Origin of the sequence: Streptomyces sp. NPDC088246, from assembly GCF_044741025.1 — a bacterium.
In the GTDB taxonomy this organism is placed as follows: Bacteria; Actinomycetota; Actinomycetes; order Streptomycetales; family Streptomycetaceae; genus Streptomyces.
In genome coordinates this window covers 24,862-42,930 of record NZ_JBIURV010000008.1, presented here as the reverse complement: position 1 = coordinate 42,930, position 18,069 = coordinate 24,862, and the positions used below count along the sequence as shown (strand labels likewise).

General features: G+C 70.1%; 16 protein-coding genes. 9 read left to right on the top strand and 7 right to left on the bottom strand.

Annotated elements, in window-relative coordinates:
• Positions 1 to 30 precede the first annotated feature (30 nt).
• The 5 genes from ACIPEK_RS13670 to ACIPEK_RS13650 are packed head-to-tail and all read right to left on the bottom strand — an operon-like array spanning position 31 to position 7,366.
• Positions 31 to 2,211, bottom strand: a complete 2,181-nt coding sequence (locus tag ACIPEK_RS13670) for an MGH1-like glycoside hydrolase domain-containing protein (protein WP_401994828.1) — start codon at positions 2,209 to 2,211, stop codon at positions 31 to 33.
• On the bottom strand, positions 2,208 to 4,241 hold the full coding sequence (locus tag ACIPEK_RS13665; RefSeq protein ID WP_401994825.1) for a beta-galactosidase: 2,034 nt from the start codon (positions 4,239 to 4,241) through the stop codon (positions 2,208 to 2,210). The genes ACIPEK_RS13670 and ACIPEK_RS13665 overlap by 4 nt, the downstream gene beginning before the upstream one ends.
• Positions 4,238 to 5,095, bottom strand: a complete 858-nt coding sequence (locus ACIPEK_RS13660) for a carbohydrate ABC transporter permease (RefSeq protein WP_401994822.1) — start codon at positions 5,093 to 5,095, stop codon at positions 4,238 to 4,240. The genes ACIPEK_RS13665 and ACIPEK_RS13660 overlap by 4 nt, the downstream gene beginning before the upstream one ends.
• Positions 5,092 to 6,018: a carbohydrate ABC transporter permease gene (locus tag ACIPEK_RS13655; RefSeq protein WP_401994819.1), complete on the bottom strand. Its 927-nt coding sequence runs from the start codon at positions 6,016 to 6,018 to the stop codon at positions 5,092 to 5,094. The genes ACIPEK_RS13660 and ACIPEK_RS13655 overlap by 4 nt, the downstream gene beginning before the upstream one ends.
• Before the next feature lie 4 nt (positions 6,019 to 6,022).
• Positions 6,023 to 7,366 (bottom strand): ABC transporter substrate-binding protein, encoded by a 1,344-nt coding sequence (locus tag ACIPEK_RS13650; protein WP_401994817.1) that lies wholly within the window; start codon positions 7,364 to 7,366, stop codon positions 6,023 to 6,025.
• Positions 7,367 to 7,511: 145 nt separating this feature from the next.
• Between ACIPEK_RS13650 and gcvPA the strand changes: the two genes are divergently transcribed.
• From gcvPA to ACIPEK_RS13620, 6 genes are all read left to right on the top strand, one after another.
• On the top strand, positions 7,512 to 8,903 hold the full coding sequence (gcvPA, locus tag ACIPEK_RS13645; protein WP_401994815.1) for an aminomethyl-transferring glycine dehydrogenase subunit GcvPA: 1,392 nt from the start codon (positions 7,512 to 7,514) through the stop codon (positions 8,901 to 8,903).
• Entirely contained in the window at positions 8,900 to 10,492 is a 1,593-nt protein-coding gene (gene gcvPB / locus ACIPEK_RS13640; RefSeq protein ID WP_401994812.1) for an aminomethyl-transferring glycine dehydrogenase subunit GcvPB, read from the top strand. Before gcvPA ends, gcvPB begins: the two co-directional genes overlap by 4 nt.
• On the top strand, positions 10,489 to 11,919 hold the full coding sequence (locus tag ACIPEK_RS13635) for an ATP-NAD kinase family protein (protein ID WP_401994809.1): 1,431 nt from the start codon (positions 10,489 to 10,491) through the stop codon (positions 11,917 to 11,919). Before gcvPB ends, ACIPEK_RS13635 begins: the two co-directional genes overlap by 4 nt.
• 38 nt (positions 11,920 to 11,957) lie before the next feature.
• A complete protein-coding gene (locus ACIPEK_RS13630) occupies positions 11,958 to 12,704 on the top strand; it encodes an SDR family NAD(P)-dependent oxidoreductase (RefSeq protein ID WP_389604791.1) in 747 nt (248 codons plus the stop codon).
• A 49-nt stretch (positions 12,705 to 12,753) separates the two neighbouring features.
• Positions 12,754 to 13,395: a GntR family transcriptional regulator gene (locus tag ACIPEK_RS13625; protein ID WP_383068567.1), complete on the top strand. Its 642-nt coding sequence runs from the start codon at positions 12,754 to 12,756 to the stop codon at positions 13,393 to 13,395.
• Positions 13,396 to 13,547: 152 nt separating this feature from the next.
• The gene (locus ACIPEK_RS13620) at positions 13,548 to 13,733 is read left to right on the top strand and encodes a hypothetical protein (protein WP_401995263.1); all 186 of its coding nucleotides are present in this window, start codon (positions 13,548 to 13,550) and stop codon (positions 13,731 to 13,733) included.
• Here the strand turns inward: ACIPEK_RS13620 and ACIPEK_RS13615 are convergent.
• Entirely contained in the window at positions 13,730 to 13,945 is a 216-nt protein-coding gene (locus tag ACIPEK_RS13615; RefSeq protein WP_401994805.1) for a hypothetical protein, read from the bottom strand. The two genes, ACIPEK_RS13620 and ACIPEK_RS13615, sit on opposite strands and share 4 nt — an antisense overlap.
• 77 nt (positions 13,946 to 14,022) lie before the next feature.
• Between ACIPEK_RS13615 and ACIPEK_RS13610 the strand changes: the two genes are divergently transcribed.
• From ACIPEK_RS13610 to ACIPEK_RS13600, 3 genes are all read left to right on the top strand, one after another.
• Entirely contained in the window at positions 14,023 to 14,316 is a 294-nt protein-coding gene (locus tag ACIPEK_RS13610) for a TetR/AcrR family transcriptional regulator (protein WP_401994802.1), read from the top strand.
• Between the two features lie 142 nt (positions 14,317 to 14,458).
• Complete coding sequence (locus ACIPEK_RS13605) at positions 14,459 to 15,178, top strand: lysophospholipid acyltransferase family protein (RefSeq protein ID WP_401994799.1); 720 nt, start codon at positions 14,459 to 14,461, stop codon at positions 15,176 to 15,178.
• A gap of 64 nt (positions 15,179 to 15,242) precedes the next feature.
• The gene (locus ACIPEK_RS13600; RefSeq protein WP_401994796.1) at positions 15,243 to 16,292 is read left to right on the top strand and encodes an NAD-dependent epimerase/dehydratase family protein; all 1,050 of its coding nucleotides are present in this window, start codon (positions 15,243 to 15,245) and stop codon (positions 16,290 to 16,292) included.
• 75 nt (positions 16,293 to 16,367) lie between these two features.
• On the opposite strand, the gene ACIPEK_RS13595 is transcribed toward ACIPEK_RS13600, so the two are convergent.
• Positions 16,368 to 17,945, bottom strand: a complete 1,578-nt coding sequence (locus tag ACIPEK_RS13595; protein ID WP_401994793.1) for an alpha/beta hydrolase — start codon at positions 17,943 to 17,945, stop codon at positions 16,368 to 16,370.
• Between the last annotated feature and the right edge of the window lie 124 nt (positions 17,946 to 18,069).

Sequence of the window (18,069 nt, the reverse complement as noted above, 5' to 3'; positions counted from 1 at the left end):
CGCCCCGTGCGGACGGTGGCCGCCTGCCTCCTACTGCTCTCTTGTCAGCATCGGCAGCAGCAGCGCCGCGGACCAGCTGAAGTTGGGCGAGTTGAGCGGTGCCCCGGTGGTCGGGTCGTAGTTCTCCATGATCGGTCCGTTGCCCGCGAGGCCCGACGCGTGGGTGAGGAGCTGGTCCGTCAGAGCGTCCGCATCCTTGGCGTAGCCGTAGCGGCGCAGGCCGCCGAGGGCGAAGTATGCCTGGTCGAGCCAGACGGGGCCGCGCCAGTACGCGGTCGGTGAGAAGTAGGGGGAGCTCTTCGCCACGGTCGAGAACGGCACGGTGGTGGCGAACTCCCCCGGGTCCGTCAGCTTGTCGCGCACGGCACGGGCCTGTGCCTCGGACGCAGTCCCGGTCCACAGGGGGACGGCGCCCTCGATGCCGCGTCCGCGGGCCGTGAGCGGTGCGCCGGTGCCGAGCGCGGTGTCGTGGAACCAGCCGCCCACGGAGTCGTACATCCTCGTGCGGACGGCGGCGGACGTGGCGGCGGACCGCTGCTTCCACCGCTTGGCTTCGGCGCCGCGGCCCAGCGTGCCCGCGATGCGCGCCAAGTAGCCCTGGTCAGCGGCGAGATAGGAGTTAAGGTCGACGGACTCCTGGTCGAGGGAGTAGCCGAGGAGTGTTCCGTCGGCCGCTCGGTTGGCGACGATGCCGGTGCCGAGGGCGGCGTCGAAGCGGGGCGCGTTGTCCATGCCGCTCTCCCAGGCCGCGGCCAGGCGCCGCTCCTCGGGCGAGTTGTTGGCGGGGTCGACGGTGGCGCCGTACTCGGCGAGGCCGTCGTGGTCGTGGTCTCGGTTGCGGTACCACCAGGCCTGGTAGGCGGCGAGTTTCGGGTACATCTCACGCAGGAAGGCCTTGTCCCCGCTCTTCGTGTACACCTCCCAGACCGCCCAGGCGGCCAGCGGGGGCTTGGAGTTGCGCTCGTTCCAGTTGCCCCCGCCGCGCGAGGGGTCGTTGTAGAAGATGACGTCGGGGATCATCCCGGCGTCCTGCGGACGGGTCGTGGAGTCCGGGCTTGTCTGCCAGTCGAACATGGCGCGGATCTGCGACTCGGCCAGGTCGGGCGCGAAGCGTGCCGTGCCCACAGCCTGCTTCCAGGTGTCCCATGCCCAGATACCACCGGTGAACCACTTGTAGGAGATCGACGGCGTGATGCCGTCGTGTTTGATCTGCCCTGCCGCGCCTCGCCAGTTGGTGACGAGGGTCTCCAGCGACTTGACGGCCGTGCGCCGGCGATCCGCCGGCACGCCCCGGGTCACCCCGGCGACATAGCCCCGCCAGCGCGCGTCGGAGGCCGAGACGACGGCATCGGGGTGTGCGAGTACGTCACGGATCTTCGCCTTCTCCTTCGCGCGCTCGGCGGCGGTGAAGGTGTAGGACTCGGTCCAGTCGAAGCTGTGCGAGCGGCCCGGCGCGAGGATCACCGGTTCCACGGCCTCGGTGCGGTACGTGTCGCCGTCCACCGTCGTGCGGACGGCTTCCTTGTGCGTGACGTCGAAGCGTTCCGTGCCGTCGGTCAGGTAGTCCCAGGTCTCACGGACCTTCGCGAAGCCGACGCCGGCACCGGAGCCGGTGGCGGTCAGCGAGGGCGCGTCGCGCATCGGCCGGCCGGCGGGCCGCAACAGGCTGCCCGTCCAGTCGGCACCCAGCGTGCGGGGCGCCGGGCCGGTGTTGCGGACCTCGGCCCGCACCAGGGCGCTGCGGTCGGTGGCGAAGCGGAGTTCGAGGGTGAGGCGCAGGCCGCGGCCGAGGTCGTACGACTGGAGGAGCCGGCCCGGGAGCGAGGTGAAGCGTGGCGCGCCTCCCCCGGCCAGGTCCAGGGTGCGGCCGTGTTCGGTGAGGCGGATGCGGCTGAAGGACTTGCTGAGCCACCAGGGGTATTCCTGTGCGATGTAGAGGGGCCCGGAGAAGCCTCCGTAGGCGTCCTTGTCGCCGGCCTTCGGCAGGGCGTAGGCGTGCCAGGCTCCCCGGTCGGCGAAGACGGTGACGGGGTTGTTGTCCTCGTCGTCGCCCGGCTCGGCGGCAGCGGGGGTGCCGTGCAGGTCGAGGACGTCGGCGTAGGAGGAGGGCGGCTTCGGGTGCGGATGGGCGGAGGCCGTCTGCGGTACGGCGAGGGCACCGCCGGCGAGGAGGAGTGCGGTCAGGGCGCGCAGGGGCCGGTGTCTGGTCACTGGTCGGTCTCTCCAAGGGGGTCGGTGGCGATGCGCAGGACTGCGGCGCCGAGCGGGCCGAGTCGGATGTGGTCGCGGACGGCGGTTCCGGTGAGCAGGTCGGTGCCGCCGGCCGCGTAGGGGCCGGTCAGTTGCGTCCGAGTGTCGTGGTCACTGTGGTTGAGGACGAAGAGGTACGTGCCCTGCGTGCCGGAGCGCACGGTCGCCTCGACTCCCTCGGGGACGTCGAGCACGGGGCGTACGCCCGCTGCCCGCAGCACGTCCTCGAGCACGGCTGCGATGCCGTCGCCGAGGTGGGCACTCACGTACCACGCGGTGCCGGAGCCGTGCGGATGGCGGGTGACGGCGGGGCGGCCGGTCAGTTCTCCGGACGCGTACGAGTCGACGACCTCGGTGTCCAGGGCATCGGGTTCGATCCACTCGCTCCACCGGGTGGCCTCGGCACCGGAGTCGAGGCGCACCGCCTCACCGTCGGGGATCGGCCAGAACTCGTCGACGGACACGCCGAGTACGTCCCGCAGCGGTCCCGGTGCGCCGCCGTCGTGGATGTGGTCGTGGCCGTCGACGACGCCGCTGAAGGGGCCGCACACGAGGTGGCCGCCGCCGCGTACGTACGCGGCGATGCGTGCGGCGTTCTCGGGCCGCAGAAGGTGGAGGTTGGGCGTGAGCACCGCCCGGTAGCAGTCGAGGTCCGCGTGCGGGGGCACGAAGTCGGCGGTGACGGCGCGGGCGTGGAGAGCCGCGTACCAGGGGCGCAGGAGGTCGGGCCAGCGCATGCGGGCGGAGGGGTGGTCGTCGGCCTCGAGGGCCCACCAGGAGTCCCAGTCCAGGACTATCGCCACGTCGGCCCGGGTGGTGGCGCCGGTGACTTCGCCGAGCCGGGCGAGTTCGGCGCCGAAGCGCACGGTCTCGTGCCAGCCGCGGGAGACCGTGCCGCGGTGCGGGAGCAGCGCGCTGTGGTACTTCTCGGCGCCGGCGCGGGAGGCGCGCCACTGGAAGTACATGATGCCGTCGGCGCCGCGGGCCAGGGCCTGGAGGGACCAGAGCCGTTGCAGGCCGGGCTTCTTGGGGACGTTGACCGGTCGCCAGCTGACGGCGGACGGCGCCTGTTCGAGGAGCAGCCAGGGCCGGCCGCCCTTGAGGGAGCGCATCAGGTCGTAGTTGAGGGAGGCGTTGACGTGGGCGCGCGGGTCGGCGGGGTCGGGGTAGGCGTCGTCGGAGACGAGGTCCTCGTGCCCGGCCCACTTCCAGTAGTCGAGTGCCTTGAACATCGACATGAAGTTGGTGGTGGCCGGGATGTCCGGGCTGAGTTCCCTGAGTGCCTCGCGCTCGGCGCGGTGGCATTCGAGGAGGGCGTCGGAGCAGAAGCGCCGCCAGTCCAGGAGTTGTGTCGGGTTGACGGGTCCCGGAGCGGTGCGCGGCGGTTCGATCTCGTCGTACGTGCCGTAGTGCTGCGACCAGAAGGCCGTGCCCCAGGCGTGGTTGAGGCCGTCGATGGTGCCGTACCGGTCGGTTAGCCAGGCGCGGAAGTGGTCGGCGGAACGTGCGCAGAAGCACTCGGTGACATGGTCGCCGTACTCGTTGTGGATGTGCCACAGAGCGAGGGCCGGATGGTGTGCGTAGCGTTCGGCGAGGGCTCGGGTGAGGCGGAGGGCAGCGGAGCGGTACTCGGGGGAGGACGGACAGTAGTGCTGACGCGAGCCGAATTCGAGGCGTACGCCGTCGGCCGTGACCGGCAGGATCCCGGGGTGGGCGCGGACCAGCCACGCGGGCGGTGACGCGGTCGCGGTGGCCAGGTCGACGGCGATGCCATGGGCGTGCAGCAGGTCGAGGAGCCGGTCGAACCAGGCGAAGTCCCACGTGTCCGGGCCGGGTTGGAGGCGTACCCAGGAGAATACGCCGACGGTCACCATCGTGACGCCGGCCTCGTGCATCAGCCTGGCGTCCTCGGCCCAGACGTCCTCGGGCCACTGTTCGGGGTTGTAGTCACCGCCGTAGAGGACCCCCGGGACTCGGGTCAGGCGGCTCATCCCTTCACCGCCCCGCCGAGGAGTCCGGCCACGAACTGCCGCTGGAAGAGAAGGAAGAGGGCCATCAGCGGGAGGGTGGCGAGGAGTGAGCCGAGCATCAGTCCCGAGTAGTCGACATGGGAGAGCCCGGTGAGGGTGTTGAGCGCGACGGGCACGGTGTATTTGTCCTCGGAGTTGAGCATGAGCAGCGGCCAGATGAAGCTGTTCCACTGCGCCATGAACGTGAAGATGACCAGGGCGCCGAGCTGCGGGCGCACGCACGGCAGCACGACTTGGTAGAAGGTGCGCAGCTCGCCGGAGCCGTCGATACGGGCCGATTCGAGGAGTTCGTCGGGGAAGTCGACGAAGCCCTGCCGCATCAGCAGGATGCCGAAGGAGTTCGCCAGGAAGGGCAGGACGACCGCTTGGTAGGAGTCGATCCAGCCGACGCTCGCCATCATCTGGAACAGCGGCACGAGCAGCACCTGGAACGGGATCATCATCGTGGCGAGCACGGCGCCGAGCAGCAGACCCCGGCCGCGGAAGCGGTACTTGGCGAGCCCGTAGCCGCACATGGCGGAGATCAGCGAGCTGAGCACGGTGTGCACGACGGCGATGCCGGCGCTGTTGAGGAGGACCCTCCCGAAGCCGATGGTGTCCTGGAGCCGCGCGAGGTTGTCGAGCAGACGGCCGCCGGGCAGGAACGGCGGCGGCGAGCGGAACAGGTCAGACGTGGAGTGCGTCGCGGCGATCGCCATCCAGAGGAACGGCACCAGGCTGACGACGGCACCGGCCGAGAGGAACAGGCGTACGGCGTAGCGGCCGGCGCGCCGGGCCGGGTGGACACGTACGGGGGCCTGCTGGCGGGCGGTCACCGGCGGCGCTCCCTTCCGAAGGCGACGTACTGGAGGGCGGAGATCGCGGCGATGAGGGCCACGACGACCCAGGCGATGGCCGCGGCGTAGCCGAAGTCGAGCTGCTGGAAGCCGACTTTGTAGAGGTAGACGACCGGGGTGAGGGTCGCGTCGTCGGGGCCGCCGCGGGTGAGGACGTAGTTCTCGTCGAAGAGCTGGAGTGTCCCGATGGTGGAGGTGATCACGCAGAACAGGACGACCGGGCGCAGCTGCGGCAGGATCACGCGGGTGTACGTGGAGCGGGTGGTGGCGCCGTCGATGGAGGCGGCCTCGTACTGCTCCTTGCCGATGGACTGGAGTCCGGCGAGCAGGATGACGGCGTTGTAGCCGGTCCATCGCCAGGTCAGGGACGCGATCAGCGATACGCGGGCCCAGGTGGGGCTGTTGAGCCAGTCGACCTGGCCGATGCCGACGGCGCCGAGTATCTGGTTGACGAGGCCGCCGTCGGTCTTGAGGAGGACCTGGAAGACGACGGCGTACGCGACGAGTGTGGTGACGGCGGGCAGGAAGTAGACCGCTCGCCAGGTGCCTCGGAAGCGCAGCCAGGACTGGTTGAGAAGGACGGCGAGGACGAGTGCCAGGCCGATCATCACGGGGACCTGCACGGCGAGGATGATCCCGGTGTTGAACAGGGACTCCAGGAACGCGGGGTCGTGGATCATGCGCCGGTACTGGTCGAGTCCGACCCAGTGGGTGGCGCCGGCGTCCTCGGTGGTGAAGCTCTGCAGGAGGCTGGCGCCCAGCGGATAGGCGAAGAAGAGCGCGAAAAGGGCGGCTGCGGGTCCGGCGAAGATCCAGGCGGTGGGGCGTCGGCGCCTGCGGCGTGCCCCGGCCGGGGCACGGGCGGGGGCGACCGGCCGGTCGTAGGTGGTGTGGGTGGCCATCGGGTTACTTCACCCTTTCGCGGCCGGTGGCCGTGGCGAGCTGCCGCGCGGCCGAGTTCAGGGCGGCGCGCGGGTCCTTGCCCCGGAGCATCACGCCGGTGACGGCGGAGATCATGATGTCGGTGGCCTTCGCGTCGTCCTTGTTGTTCTCGACCGGCGGGATGTTGCGGGCGAGCCGGGCGAACACGTCGAGGGCCGCCTGTCCGCCGAAGTACTCCTGCTTCGCGCCCAGATAGGGGTCGTCGAGCGCGGGCAGATAGGCGGGGAACAGGCCCTCGCGCTTGAGCATGGAGACCTGGTTCGCCTTGCCGGTGAGCAGGAACTGGATGAACGCCCAGGCCAGACGGGGGTTCTTGCTCTGCCCTGGGACGCAGAGCGTGGAGCCGCCGATGTTCGAGGTGCGGATGCCGTCGGCGGTGAATCCGGGCAGCGGCACCACCGAGAACTTCCCCTTCAGCTCCGGCATCTCGTCGGTGAGGGTGCCCGTCCACCAGGCGGCGGTGGGCGTGGTGGTGGCCTTGCCCTCCTTGGTTCCGGTGACGAGCCCGTCCCAGCCCTTCTCGTAGTCGACGAGACCCTTGTCGTGCAGGGTCTTCATCAGCGTCAGGGCCTTGACGGCCTCCGGGGTGTCGACCGCGACCCGGCCGCCCTTGAAGTAGGACTGGCCCTGCTGCTGGAGCAGCATCGGCAGGATCCCGGCGTCCGTGTTCGAGGAGTCCATGATGAGCAGCTTGCGGCCGGTGGCCTTCTTGATGCGGACGCCCGCCGCCACGTAGTCGTCCCAGGTCAGCAGCGACTTGGGGTCGACTCCGGCGGCGCGGAAGTGGTCCGTGCGGTAGTAGAGCGCGCAGGGGCCGATGTCCCAGGGCAGGGCGAAGACCGCGCCGTCCTTGCCGGCGACGGTACGCCACGCGGCGCGGTCGAAGTCGCCCCCGTAGCGGCCGCCGAGGCTCGTCAGGTCGTAGAAGCCGCTGGGGAAGTTGCCTATGTAGCGCGGCATGTGGCTGCCCTCGACCGTGAGGACGTCGGCGAGGCCCGAGCCGCCGCGCAGGCCCACGGTGATCTTGTCGTAGGCATTGTCGTAGCCGATGTCGACGACGTCGACGGTGGTGCCGGGGTGGCGCTCCTCGAAGGTGCGGGCGAAGCGCTTCATGGCCTTGGCGGCCACGTCCCACGACCAGACGGTGATCTTCCCGCTGACCTTGCCCCCTTCGTCATCCTTCCCGCCGCCGATGTCACGGGCGTCTCCGCCTCCCGCGCCGCCCATGGCACATCCGCTGACCAGTGACGATGCCGCGGTCGCGAGACCTGTGACCAGAACGACCCGTCGGGTGGGTCTTGTTGACACTCTTGCCTCCTGGAGCCTGAATGCCTAATGCTGTATTCAGAACACTGAATGACGGAGCCCGCCGTCAAGAGGTGTACAGCCAAAGACTTTTGTTGCTGTGGTTCATGACTGACCTGACCGAGTCGGCTCACGCGAAAGGCGCGGCATGACGTCATCCCAGGACTCCGTCCACCCCTACACCCACCCCTACATCCCGAATGCGGTCCCGGCCGTGCGGCAGGCGATGCTCGAGGAGATCGGCGCGGCGAGCGTCGAGGACTTCTACGCCGACATCCCGGACGGCATCCGGCTGCACCGCCCCCTCGACCTGCCGCCCCCCCTGCGTTCGGAAGCCGAACTCACCCGCCATATGGAGGAGTTGCTCGGCCGCAACACCTCGACCCGGCAGGCGCTCAGCTTTCTCGGCTCCGGCTGCTATCAGCACCACGTACCGGCGGTCGTGGACGAGGTGGTCAACCGCAGCGAGTTCCTCACGGCGTACGCGGGCGAGCCCTACGAGGACCACGGCCGCTTCCAGGCGCTGTGGGAGTACCAGTCGATGATGGCCGAGCTGCTCGACGTCGAGATCGTCAACGTCCCGGTGTACGACGGCTTCCAGGCCGCGGGAACCGCCCTGCGCATGGCCGGCCGGATCACGGGCCGTCGCCGCGTGCTCGTCGCCACCGCGATCGACGCCGACAAGCTCTCCCGCATACGTGACTACGTACGCCCCGACCACGACGTGACGGTGGTCCCGGTCGGCCCGGACACCGGCTGCGCCGACCTCGACGCGGTGCGTGAAGCACTCGCCGCCGGCGACACGGCGGCGGTGTACGCGGACACGCCCTCCGCACTCGGCATCGTCGACGAGGCGCTGCCCCGCCTCGCCGAACTCGCCCACGAAGCGGGGGCGTTGTTCGTCGTGGGCTGCAATCCGCTCACGCTCGGCGTGCTCGCACCGCCCTCCGCGTACGGCGCCGACATCGCGTGCGGTGACATCCAGCCGCTCGGCCTCCACCAGAGCTTCGGCGGCGGCAACGCGGGCTTCATCGCCACACGCGACGAGGAGACGCTGGTCGCCGAGTACCCGTCACGCCTGTTCGGCCTCGTGCCGACGACCGTCGAGGGCGAGTACGGCTTCGGCGACGTCGCCTACGAGCGGACCTCGTTCGCGCTGCGCGAGGAGGGCAAGGAGTGGGTCGGCACAGCCGCCGCGCTGCACGGTATCGGCGCCGGGGTCTATCTCGCGCTGATGGGACCACAGGGCATGCGGGAGATCGGCGACACGATCCTCGCGCTCACCGCGTACGCCCGCAGGCGCCTCGCCGAGGTACCCGGCATCGAGGTCCCGTACGGCGACGCCCTGCACTTCGCCGACTTCACCATCCGCTACACGGGCGGCAGGACCGCCGCCGAGATCCGCGCCGGCCTGAAGGAGCGGGGCATCTTCGGCGGCGTTGCGACCGGCGAGCACGAGGCCGCGTACTGCGTCACCGAAGTCCACACCAAGGCCGACATCGACCGGCTGGCCGCAACCCTGGAGGAGATCGTCAAGTGACCGCCCCGCACGCGCCCGTGTCCGTCTCCCCCGAGGAGGCGCGCATCGCCGACAAGCCGCGCCTGCGCCGTTTCCAGCAGGCCTCCTGGGACGAGAAGCTGATCTTCGAGCTCGGTTCCCCGGGCGAGCGAGGCGTCCTCGTACCGGCCACGGACCCGTCCATCGGGAAGGCCGAGATTCCCGCCACGCTGCGCCGCGCCGAGCCGCCCGCACTGCCGGAGATGTCCCAACAACAGGTTCTGCGCCACTACTTGCGCCTGTCGCAGGAGAATCTGGGCGCCGATCTCAACATCGACGTCGGCCAGGGCACCTGCACCATGAAGTACAGCCCCAAGGTCAACGACCAGTTCGTCCGTGACCCGCGGATCGCGGCGCTGCACCCCCTCCAGGACGAGGACACGGTCCAGGGCGTCCTCGGGATCATCCACAGCCTGGAGCAGCTCCTGAAGGAGATCTCCGGCATGGACCGGGTCTCGCTCCAGCCGGGCGCCGGCTCCGCCGCGATCTACACGAACGTCGCCATGATCCGCGCCTACTTCGCCGCGCGCGGCGAGCTGGAGCAGCGCGACGAGGTCATCACGACGATCTTCTCCCACCCGTCGAACGCGGCTTGCGCGAAGACGGCGGGCTTCAAGGTCATCACGCTCCACCCGGACGCGGACGGCTACCCGGACATCGAGGCCCTCAAGGCGGCGGTCGGCCCGCGCACTGCGGCGCTCCTCATCACGAACCCCGAGGACACGGGCATCTACAACCCGCGCATCGAGGAGTTCGTACGGATCGTGCACGAAGCGGGCGGTCTGTGCTCGTACGACCAGGCCAACGCGAACGGCATCCTCGGCATCACGCGCGCCCGGGACGCGGGCTTCGACCTGTGCCACTTCAATCTGCACAAGACGTTCTCCACGCCGCATGCGTGCGGCGGTCCGGCGGCGGGTGCGTGCGCGGTCTCCGAGGACCTCGCCCCGTATCTGCCGCGCCCCACCGTCGAGTTCGACGGTTCGACGTACCGGCTGGACGACGACCGGCCCGAGTCGGTCGGCAAGATGCGGCCGTTCTACGGCGTCGTGCCGAACCTGGTCCGCGCCTACGCCTGGATCATGTCGCTCGGCGCACAGGGCCTGCGGGCCGCAGCCGAGACGGCCGTCCTCAACAACAACTACCTGCTCCACAAGGTCCGGCAGATCCCGGGCGTCTCCATCCCCTACGCGGCGGGACGCCCGCGCGTCGAGCAGGTCCGCTACAGCTGGGAGAAGCTCCACGAGGACACCGGCCTGCACTCCGAGGACATCGGCCTGCGTGCCGCGGACTTCGGTACGCACTACTGGACCAGCCACCACCCGTACGTCGTGCCGGAACCCATGACGCTGGAGCCGACCGAGTCATACACGCGCGCCGACCTCGACGAGTACGCGGCGATCCTCGCGGAGATCGCCCGCGAGGCGTACGAGGACCCGGAGACCGTACGCACGGCGCCGCATCGCTCGACCATCCACCGGGTCCGCCCGGAAGCCCTGGACTCCCCGGCGACCTGGGCGGTCTCCTGGCGCGCCTACCGCCGCAAGGTGCTCGGTGAGGCCGGCCGGTGACGAGGATCGGCCTGGTGGTCAACCCGGTCGCCGGCCTCGGCGGCCGGGTGGGCCTGGGCGGTACCGACGGCCCGGACCGGGCCCGCGCGGCACTCTCGCTGGGCGCACGCCCCTTGGCGGGGGCGCGTGCCGCTGCGGCCTTGGGTGAACTGGCGGCGCGTTCGGGCCGGTTGACAGAGGCCGGCCGTCCTGCGTGGGAGGGGCGGGGCAGCGAGTCGACAGCGGCGGCGCGCCCCGCGCCCAGCCGGCGCACACAGGCGGGCGCCGCTCCGACGGCCGCCGCGCCGGATGGGCAACCCGATGCGTCGGAGAGCCCGGGGCACGCCCCCGCAACCATGCGGGAGCGCACGCCACACCCCGTGCCCGGCCGCCGGGCCGACGCCACCGGGGATCCCGCGCCGAACGCACTCAGCGACACGAAGGCCGGGGCGGCGGCCATCGCTCCGGTCGGTCACCCGCCGGGCTCCGGACTCCTCGTCGTGACCGCCGCCGGTCCCCTGGGCGCTGACTCCGTCGCCGCCGCAGGGCTTGCGGGGCGGGTCGTGTACGCCGCCGGGGCCGGGCGGGACACCTCGGCCGCGGACACGGCCGCCGCGGTGCGGGCCGTCGTCGCCGAGGGCGTCGACCTCCTGCTCTTCGCCGGCGGCGACGGCACCGCGCGGGACGTGCTCGGCGCCCTCCGCGACATGCCCTGCCCGGTCCTCGGCATACCGACCGGCGTGAAGATGCATTCGGCCGTCTTCGCCATCAGCCCGCGCGCCGCGGGTGAGGTCGCGGCGGCGTGGCTCGCCCGCAGGAGCACTGTTCGGCTGCGGGACGCCGAGGTGATGGACCGCGACGAAAACGCCCTGAGCGAGGGTCGCGTCGCCTCACAGCTCTTCGGGTGGCTGCCCGTTCCCGATGTACCGGCCCGCGTACAGCAGCGCAAGACCGGCAGCACCGCTACCGCGCCCGATGCGGTCGGCGGCATCGCGACCGACGTCGCCGAGCGCGTCGGGGACGGGCTGCTCGTGCTCGGCCCCGGCAGCACCACGCGGGCGGTCGCGGCGACGCTCGGCGCGGACGTCTCCCTCACGGGCGTCGACGTGCTCCGCCTGCGGCCCGGCCACCGGCCGCGAATCGTGGCCCGCGACGCGGGCGAGGACACTCTCCTCTCCATCGGCCCGGCCTGGATCGCCCTCTCCCCCATCGGCGGCCAGGGCTTCCTTCTCGGCCGCGGCAACCAGCAGATCTCGCCGCGCGTCCTGCGCGCGGCAGGCGGCCGCGAGCGCCTGCTCGTGCTGTGCACGGAACAGAAACTGGCCGCGCTCGGCGGCCGCCCTCTTCTCCTCGACACCGGCGACGACGCACTCAACGCGGAGCTGTCTGGCCATCTGCCCGTCATCACCGGCAGGCGGCGCACATCGCTGTACCGCCTGGCCGGATGACCCCTCATGCCTCCCATCACACCCAGAAGGAGCCAAAGATGATCTCCCTTGACGGCAAGCGTGCCATCGTGACCGGCGGCGGAGCCGGAATCGGCCGCGCCACCGCCCAGGTCCTCGCGGAGCTCGGCGCCCGCGTGGTGATCGCCGACATCGACACGGACGGCGGCGAACGCACCGCGAAGGACACGGGAGGGACCTTCGTACGCTGCGACGTGTCACGGCGCGAGGACTGCGAGGCCGTCGTACACACGGCGCAGGAGCAGTTCGGCGGCGTGGACGTCCTCTTCAACAACGCCGGCATCATCCGCCGCTCCACGGTCTGCGAGATCACCGAGGACGACTGGGACCTGGTGATGGCCGTGAACATCCGCTCGGTGATGCTGATGAGCCGCCTCGTGATCCCGGGGATGGCTGCCCGGGGCGGCGGCTCCGTCATCAACACCGGCTCCGGATGGGGCATCCGCGGCGGCGGCCGGGCTGTCTCGTACTGCGCGTCGAAGGGCGCCGTCGTCAACATGACCCGCGCCATGGCCATCGACCACGGCCCCGACAACATCCGCGTCAACTGTGTCTGCCCCGGTGACACGGCGACCGGGATGCTCGCCGAGGAGGCCCGCCAGCTCGGCGAGAGCTCCGACGCGTTCTACGCCGACGCCGCCGACCGGCCGCTGGGCCGGATCGGGCAGCCCCGCGACATCGCCCAGACCGTGGCGTTCCTGGCCTCCGACGCCTCGGCGTTCCTGAGCGGGGCGATCATCCCGGTCGACGGCGCCGGTACCGCGTGACCCGCCGGTAGCGGATAATCGACCGGACCGAAGGGGAGGGCAGCCTCACATGCCAATCGAAAACCGCCCGCTGCGCGAACAGGTCAAGGAGGAACTGATCAAGCGCCTCGGGCGCGGCACGATCGCAACCAGCGAGCCGATCAACGAGGGGCAGCTGGCCACCGAACTCGGCGTCAGCCGCACTCCGCTGCGCGAGGCACTGATCACGCTGGAGCGCGAGGGCGTCATCACCAGCGAGCGCGGCAAGGGCTTCCGCTTCACGCCGCTCAGCGCGCAGGAGTTCCGTGACCTGTCCGCGATCGTCGCGACGCTGGAGGCGCTGGCCCTGGAGTCCAGCGACCCCGAGTATCTGGCGGCGACGGCTCCCCGGCTGCTCGAGGAGGCGCGCGCGTTCTCGGCCCCGCAGGCGCCGCACGACGTCATAGAGCGTTACGACGACGCGTGGCACGACCTGCTCCTGTCCGGCTGCACGAACAGCCGCCTGATGAAGCTGATCACCTCTCTGAAGGTGACGATGCACCGCTACGAGCGGGTGGCCCTGGGCGACCAGGACATCCTGGAGCGTTCGGCGGTGGAGCACGAGCGGATCGCCGAGTGCCTGCAGCGCGGCGACCTCGACGCGGCCGTCGCGGCGCTCAAGGAGAACTGGAACAGCGGGATGCACCGGATCCTGGAGCATCTGAAGGACTGACCGCGGGCGGCGGGACCCTGACGGGGACAGCGCAGACACAGTGGTGCGGGTCGAGACGCCAAGGCTTGACCCGCACGGCTCCTCGGGGGTCCCCTCACCGTGAAACGGAACCCATCCATCGGCCCGACGCGCTGCCCAGGGACTGTGACCGCATGACTCTGCAGATCAGCGCCACCAACCCCGAACACCCGGCCCTCCTCCTCGAACTGCCCCCAGAGAAGGTGGAGCGCCACATCCACCGCCGCTACGAACGCAAGCCCGAACACTTCCTTGCCTTCGTCGGCATAGCCGCGGCACTCATCCGCCACCGCCGTCTCGTGGCGCGGGAAGCGGGCTAGAAGATCTCAGTCACGGCGGTTGCGATCCAGAAGAGGCCGATAAGCGCGGCTCCTCCGCCGATGAAGCGAAGCGTCCCGGCCGTAGCGCTTCCCATCGTGACCCCGGTGGAGGAGTAGTAGTCGAAGAGCCGATCTGCGAGGTTTCTGAAGTTCGTCAGGAGGCAGATTCCGAAGCCCGTGACAGCTGCTCCGACCATGAGTGCAAACATCATCCGTTTTCCCCGTGATCCCGTGTCCAGCGATCGTGAGGCGGGCCACGCAGAGGTGTCAACGGCCGGGGAGGAACAACTTGCCGAAGGGGCCCACGAAGCGCCGGCCGCAGACGACCGCGCGGCTGCTGGAGGCAGCTCAGGAGACATTCACCGAACGCGGCTTCCACGGCTCCTCCTTCGAGGTGATCTGTGAGCGCGCGGGGCTGACGTGCGGGGCGCTCTACTCCAACTTCCGCGCCAGGGAAAAGTTGTTCTTCGCACTGTTCGACCTGCATGCGCACTTTGGTCGCCGCATCGAGACATGGACGGACCGACCCCGACCCGCACCCGCCCCGACGCAGAGAGCCCCCGGCCTGACACCTTGTCAGTAAAGTCGGCACCGGGTCGGCATCGACCTGCCCGAAGACGGTTACACGGGACGACAGCTGCACATAGGCTGTCCTCCCCTCAGGTCTCCGCTGACCTGGCAGAATGCAGCCCTGGAGCCGATCCGGCAGAGCTAGGAGCCGCCCCGTGTTCTATTACGTGCTCAAATACGTCATCCTCGGGCCGCTTCTCCGGCTGTTCTTCCGCCCCAGGATCGAGGGCCTGGAACACATCCCGGAGGACGGCGCGGCCATCGTCGCCGGTAACCATCTGTCGTTCTCCGATCATTTCCTGATGCCTGCCATCCTCAGACGGCGCATCACGTTTCTCGCCAAGGCGGAGTACTTCACCGGACCGGGGGTGAAGGGGCGGCTGACCGCCGCCTTCTTCCACAGCATCGGGCAGATTCCGGTGGACCGGTCGGGCAAGGACGCGGGGCAGGCGGCGATCCGCGAAGGGCTCGGGGTGCTGAGCCGGGGCGAGCTGCTGGGGATCTACCCGGAGGGGACCCGTTCGCACGACGGCCGGCTGTACAAGGGCAAGGTCGGCGTGGCCGTGATGGCGATCAGGGCGCAGGTGCCGGTGGTGCCGTGCGCGATGGTCGGTACGTTCGAGATCCAGCCGCCGGGGCAGGTCGTCCCGCGCGTCAAGCGGGTCACCATCCGCTTCGGTGAGCCACTGGACTTCTCCCGCTACGCAGGTCTGGAGGATCAGAAGGCTGCGATCCGGGCGGTCACCGACGAGATCATGTACGCGATTCTCGGCCTCTCGGGACAGGAGTACGTCGACGAGTACGCGGCCAAGGTGAAGGCCACGCAGGCCGAGCGGGCAGGGCAGTCGAAGAAGTTCCCGAAGCTGCGACGCTGACGGCGAATCCGCGCCGGGTGAACTCCACTGGTCCGGGCGACGGCCTGGTCCTAGCGTGCCTCTCATGAGCAGGGGAAACGCATGGGTTCTGGGAGCGACGGGACAGATCGGGCGAGTGGCAGTGCAGGCGCTCGTCGAGGACGGCTGGGAGGTGACGGCCGCTTCACGCGGCGGCGGCCGGGACGCGCGGTGGGACGGCGCGGTGCGCACGACGGTTCTCGACCGGGACGAGGACGGGGCGCTGACGGCGGCCCTGGGTGACGGTTGTGACGTACTGGTCGACATGGTCGCGTACGGCGCGGATCACGCCCAGCAGCTGACCGGCCTCACCGACCTGATCGGTTCGGCGGTGGTCATCTCCAGCGGTGCGGTGTACGAGGACGATCAGGGTCGCAGCTTCGACACACAGGGCGAGCCCGACGGAGCTCCGCGATACCCCGTGCCGATCCCGGAGACTCAACGCACCGTGCCGGCCGGCGGTGCCACGTACGGGACGCGGAAGATACAGCTGGAGCAGGTCCTGCTCGCGGCGGGGGACATGCTGCCGGTGACGCTGTTGCGTGCGGGGGCGATTCACGGGGCGTACTGCCGCTCGCCCCGAGAGCTGTACTTCGTGAAGCGGCTCCTGGACGGCCGGGGGCGGCGGGTGCTCTCGTACGGCGGGACGTCCCGTTTCCACCCGGTCCATGTATCCAACCTGGCCGAGCTGATCCGGCTCGCCGCCGGGCGGCCCGGTTCGCGGGTGCTCAATGCCGGGGATCCGCAGGCGCCGACGGTCGCGGAGATCGGCGAGGCCGTCGACGCGGTACTCGGCCGGAGGACCGAGACCCTGCTGATGGCCGGCGCACCCGGGGACGACGGCGTCGGCTCGACGCCCTGGAGCGCCGCCCATCCCATCGTGTACGACATGACGGCCGCCGAGCGGGAACTCGGGTACCGGCCGGTGACGGGCTACGAGGAGTCGCTTCCGGAAACGGTCGAGTGGATCGGCGCGCAACTGGAGGGCAACGACTGGACGGATGCCTTTCCCCTCATGCTGCGGGCATACGGGAAGAAGCTCTTCGACTACGCGGCGGAGGACGCCTGGCTGGAGACGTACGACCGCAAGGCGTGAGGCGGAGCCCGTACGCGGGCACGGGCGGCCGGTGGTTCGAAGCCACCGGCCGCCCGTGCCCGTGAGGTGTGACCGTTACGGCTTGGGTGTGGCGTGCGGGGCGCACGTCACGTCGCTGCGGTCGGTCCTGCCGGTGAGCAGGTAGGTGTCCACCCGCTCGTTGATGCAGGGGTTGACCTGGCCGGTGACACCGTGCGAACCGGCGTCCCGCTCCGTGATGAGGCGCGAGCCCTTGAAGCGCTTGTGCAGTTCGACGGCGCCTTCGTACGGGGTCGCGGCGTCACGCGTGGACTGCACGATCAGCACCGGCGGCAGGCCCTTGCCGGTCTTCACGTTCAGCGGGGTCTGCTGCTTCGCCGACCAGGTCGCACAGGGCAGGTTCATCCAGGCGTTGGCCCAGGTCATGAACGGGTAGTCCTTGTGCAGCCGGCTGTTGTCGCGGTCCCACTTCTGCCAGCTGGTGGGCCACTTGGCGTCCGCGCACTCGACAGCCGTGTACACGGCGTTGCCGTTCTCCGAGGAGATGTTCCCCGCGATGTCCGACATGGTCGGTCCGGCGGCCTTGACCAGCGCCTGGGTGTCGCCGCCCAGGTAGTCGCTCCAGGTCCGGGCGACGCGTGCCCAACTGGAGTCGTAGTAGGGCGCGCTCTGGAAGAAGCCGATGAGCTCGGCGGGGCCGACGACGCCGCCGATCGGGTTCTTCTTCGCGGCAGCGCGCAGCTCCAGCCACGCCTGCTCGACCTTCTCGGGGGTGTCGCCGATGTGGAAGGCGGAGTCGTTCTCGGCGACCCATGCCTTCCAGTCGTCCCAACGCCCCTGGAAGGCGATGTCCTGGTTGAGGTTGGCCTGGTACCAGATGTTGTCCTTCGCCGGGTTGACGACACTGTCGACGACCATGCGGCGGACATGGGTCGGGAAGAGCGTGCCGTAGACCGCGCCCAGATAGGTGCCGTAGGAGACGCCCAGGAAGTTGAGCTGCTTCTCACCCAGGGCGGCGCGGATGACATCCAGGTCGCGTGCCGTGTTCGGCGTGGTCATGTGCGGCAGCATGTCGCCGCTGCGTTCGGCGCAGCCGTCCGCGTATTCGGCGGCGAGCTTGCGCTGGGCGCGCTTGTCGGCCTCGGAGTCGGGTACGGGGTCGGCCTTGGGGGCCTTGACGTACTCCTGGGGGTCGATGCAGGAGATCGGCGCGGAGTGGCCGACGCCCCGAGGGTCGAAGCCCACAAAGTCGTAGGCCTTCGCCGCGTTCGCCCAGATCGCGGTCTTGTTGATGATGCGCTTCGGGAACGCCATGCCCGAACCGCCGGGGCCGCCCGGGTTGTAGAGCAGGGCGCCCTGTCGTTCGTCCTTCGTGCCGGTGCTGACGTGCCGGTCGACGGCGAGCTTGATCTGCTTGCCGTCGGGCCTGGCGTAGTCGAGCGGCACCGTCACCCAGCCGCACTGGATCGGCTTGGCTATGGCCCAGTCGGCCGGACAGTCCTTCCAGTCGATGCCGGACCTGGCCGCCCGTGCCGCGGCGACCTGAACGCCACGCGCCTCGGAACCTTGGTGGTGACGGCCTTCGGCAGTGGCCGCCGGTGCGGTCACCGCGCCCGCTATGAGCGTGCCCGCGATCAGAGCGCCGGCCGAGCCGAGCACTGCTGTGCGTCTCAAGTGGAACCTCCCCCATCTCTGAAGCGCCGCCGGTGGCGGCGCAGTTCATTCAGGACCTCCTGCGGATCCTGTCGTCTGTGAGGTTCCTGAGAACAGGTCACACACTTACTTCTTTACCGAATCG

What these genes read in the sequence shown, in the direction of transcription:
- ACIPEK_RS13665 (WP_401994825.1), bottom strand. Translation starts at nt 4,241, where the DNA reads ATGAGCCGCCTGACCCGAGTCCCGGGGGTCCTCTACGGCGGTGACTAC.
- ACIPEK_RS13655 (WP_401994819.1), bottom strand. Translation starts at nt 6,018, where the DNA reads ATGGCCACCCACACCACCTACGACCGGCCGGTCGCCCCCGCCCGTGCC.
- gcvPA (WP_401994815.1), top strand. Translation starts at nt 7,512, where the DNA reads ATGACGTCATCCCAGGACTCCGTCCACCCCTACACCCACCCCTACATC.
- ACIPEK_RS13630 (WP_389604791.1), top strand. Translation starts at nt 11,958, where the DNA reads ATGATCTCCCTTGACGGCAAGCGTGCCATCGTGACCGGCGGCGGAGCC.
- ACIPEK_RS13625 (WP_383068567.1), top strand. Translation starts at nt 12,754, where the DNA reads ATGCCAATCGAAAACCGCCCGCTGCGCGAACAGGTCAAGGAGGAACTG.
- ACIPEK_RS13620 (WP_401995263.1), top strand. Translation starts at nt 13,548, where the DNA reads ATGACTCTGCAGATCAGCGCCACCAACCCCGAACACCCGGCCCTCCTC.
- ACIPEK_RS13615 (WP_401994805.1), bottom strand. Translation starts at nt 13,945, where the DNA reads ATGATGTTTGCACTCATGGTCGGAGCAGCTGTCACGGGCTTCGGAATC.
- ACIPEK_RS13600 (WP_401994796.1), top strand. Translation starts at nt 15,243, where the DNA reads ATGAGCAGGGGAAACGCATGGGTTCTGGGAGCGACGGGACAGATCGGG.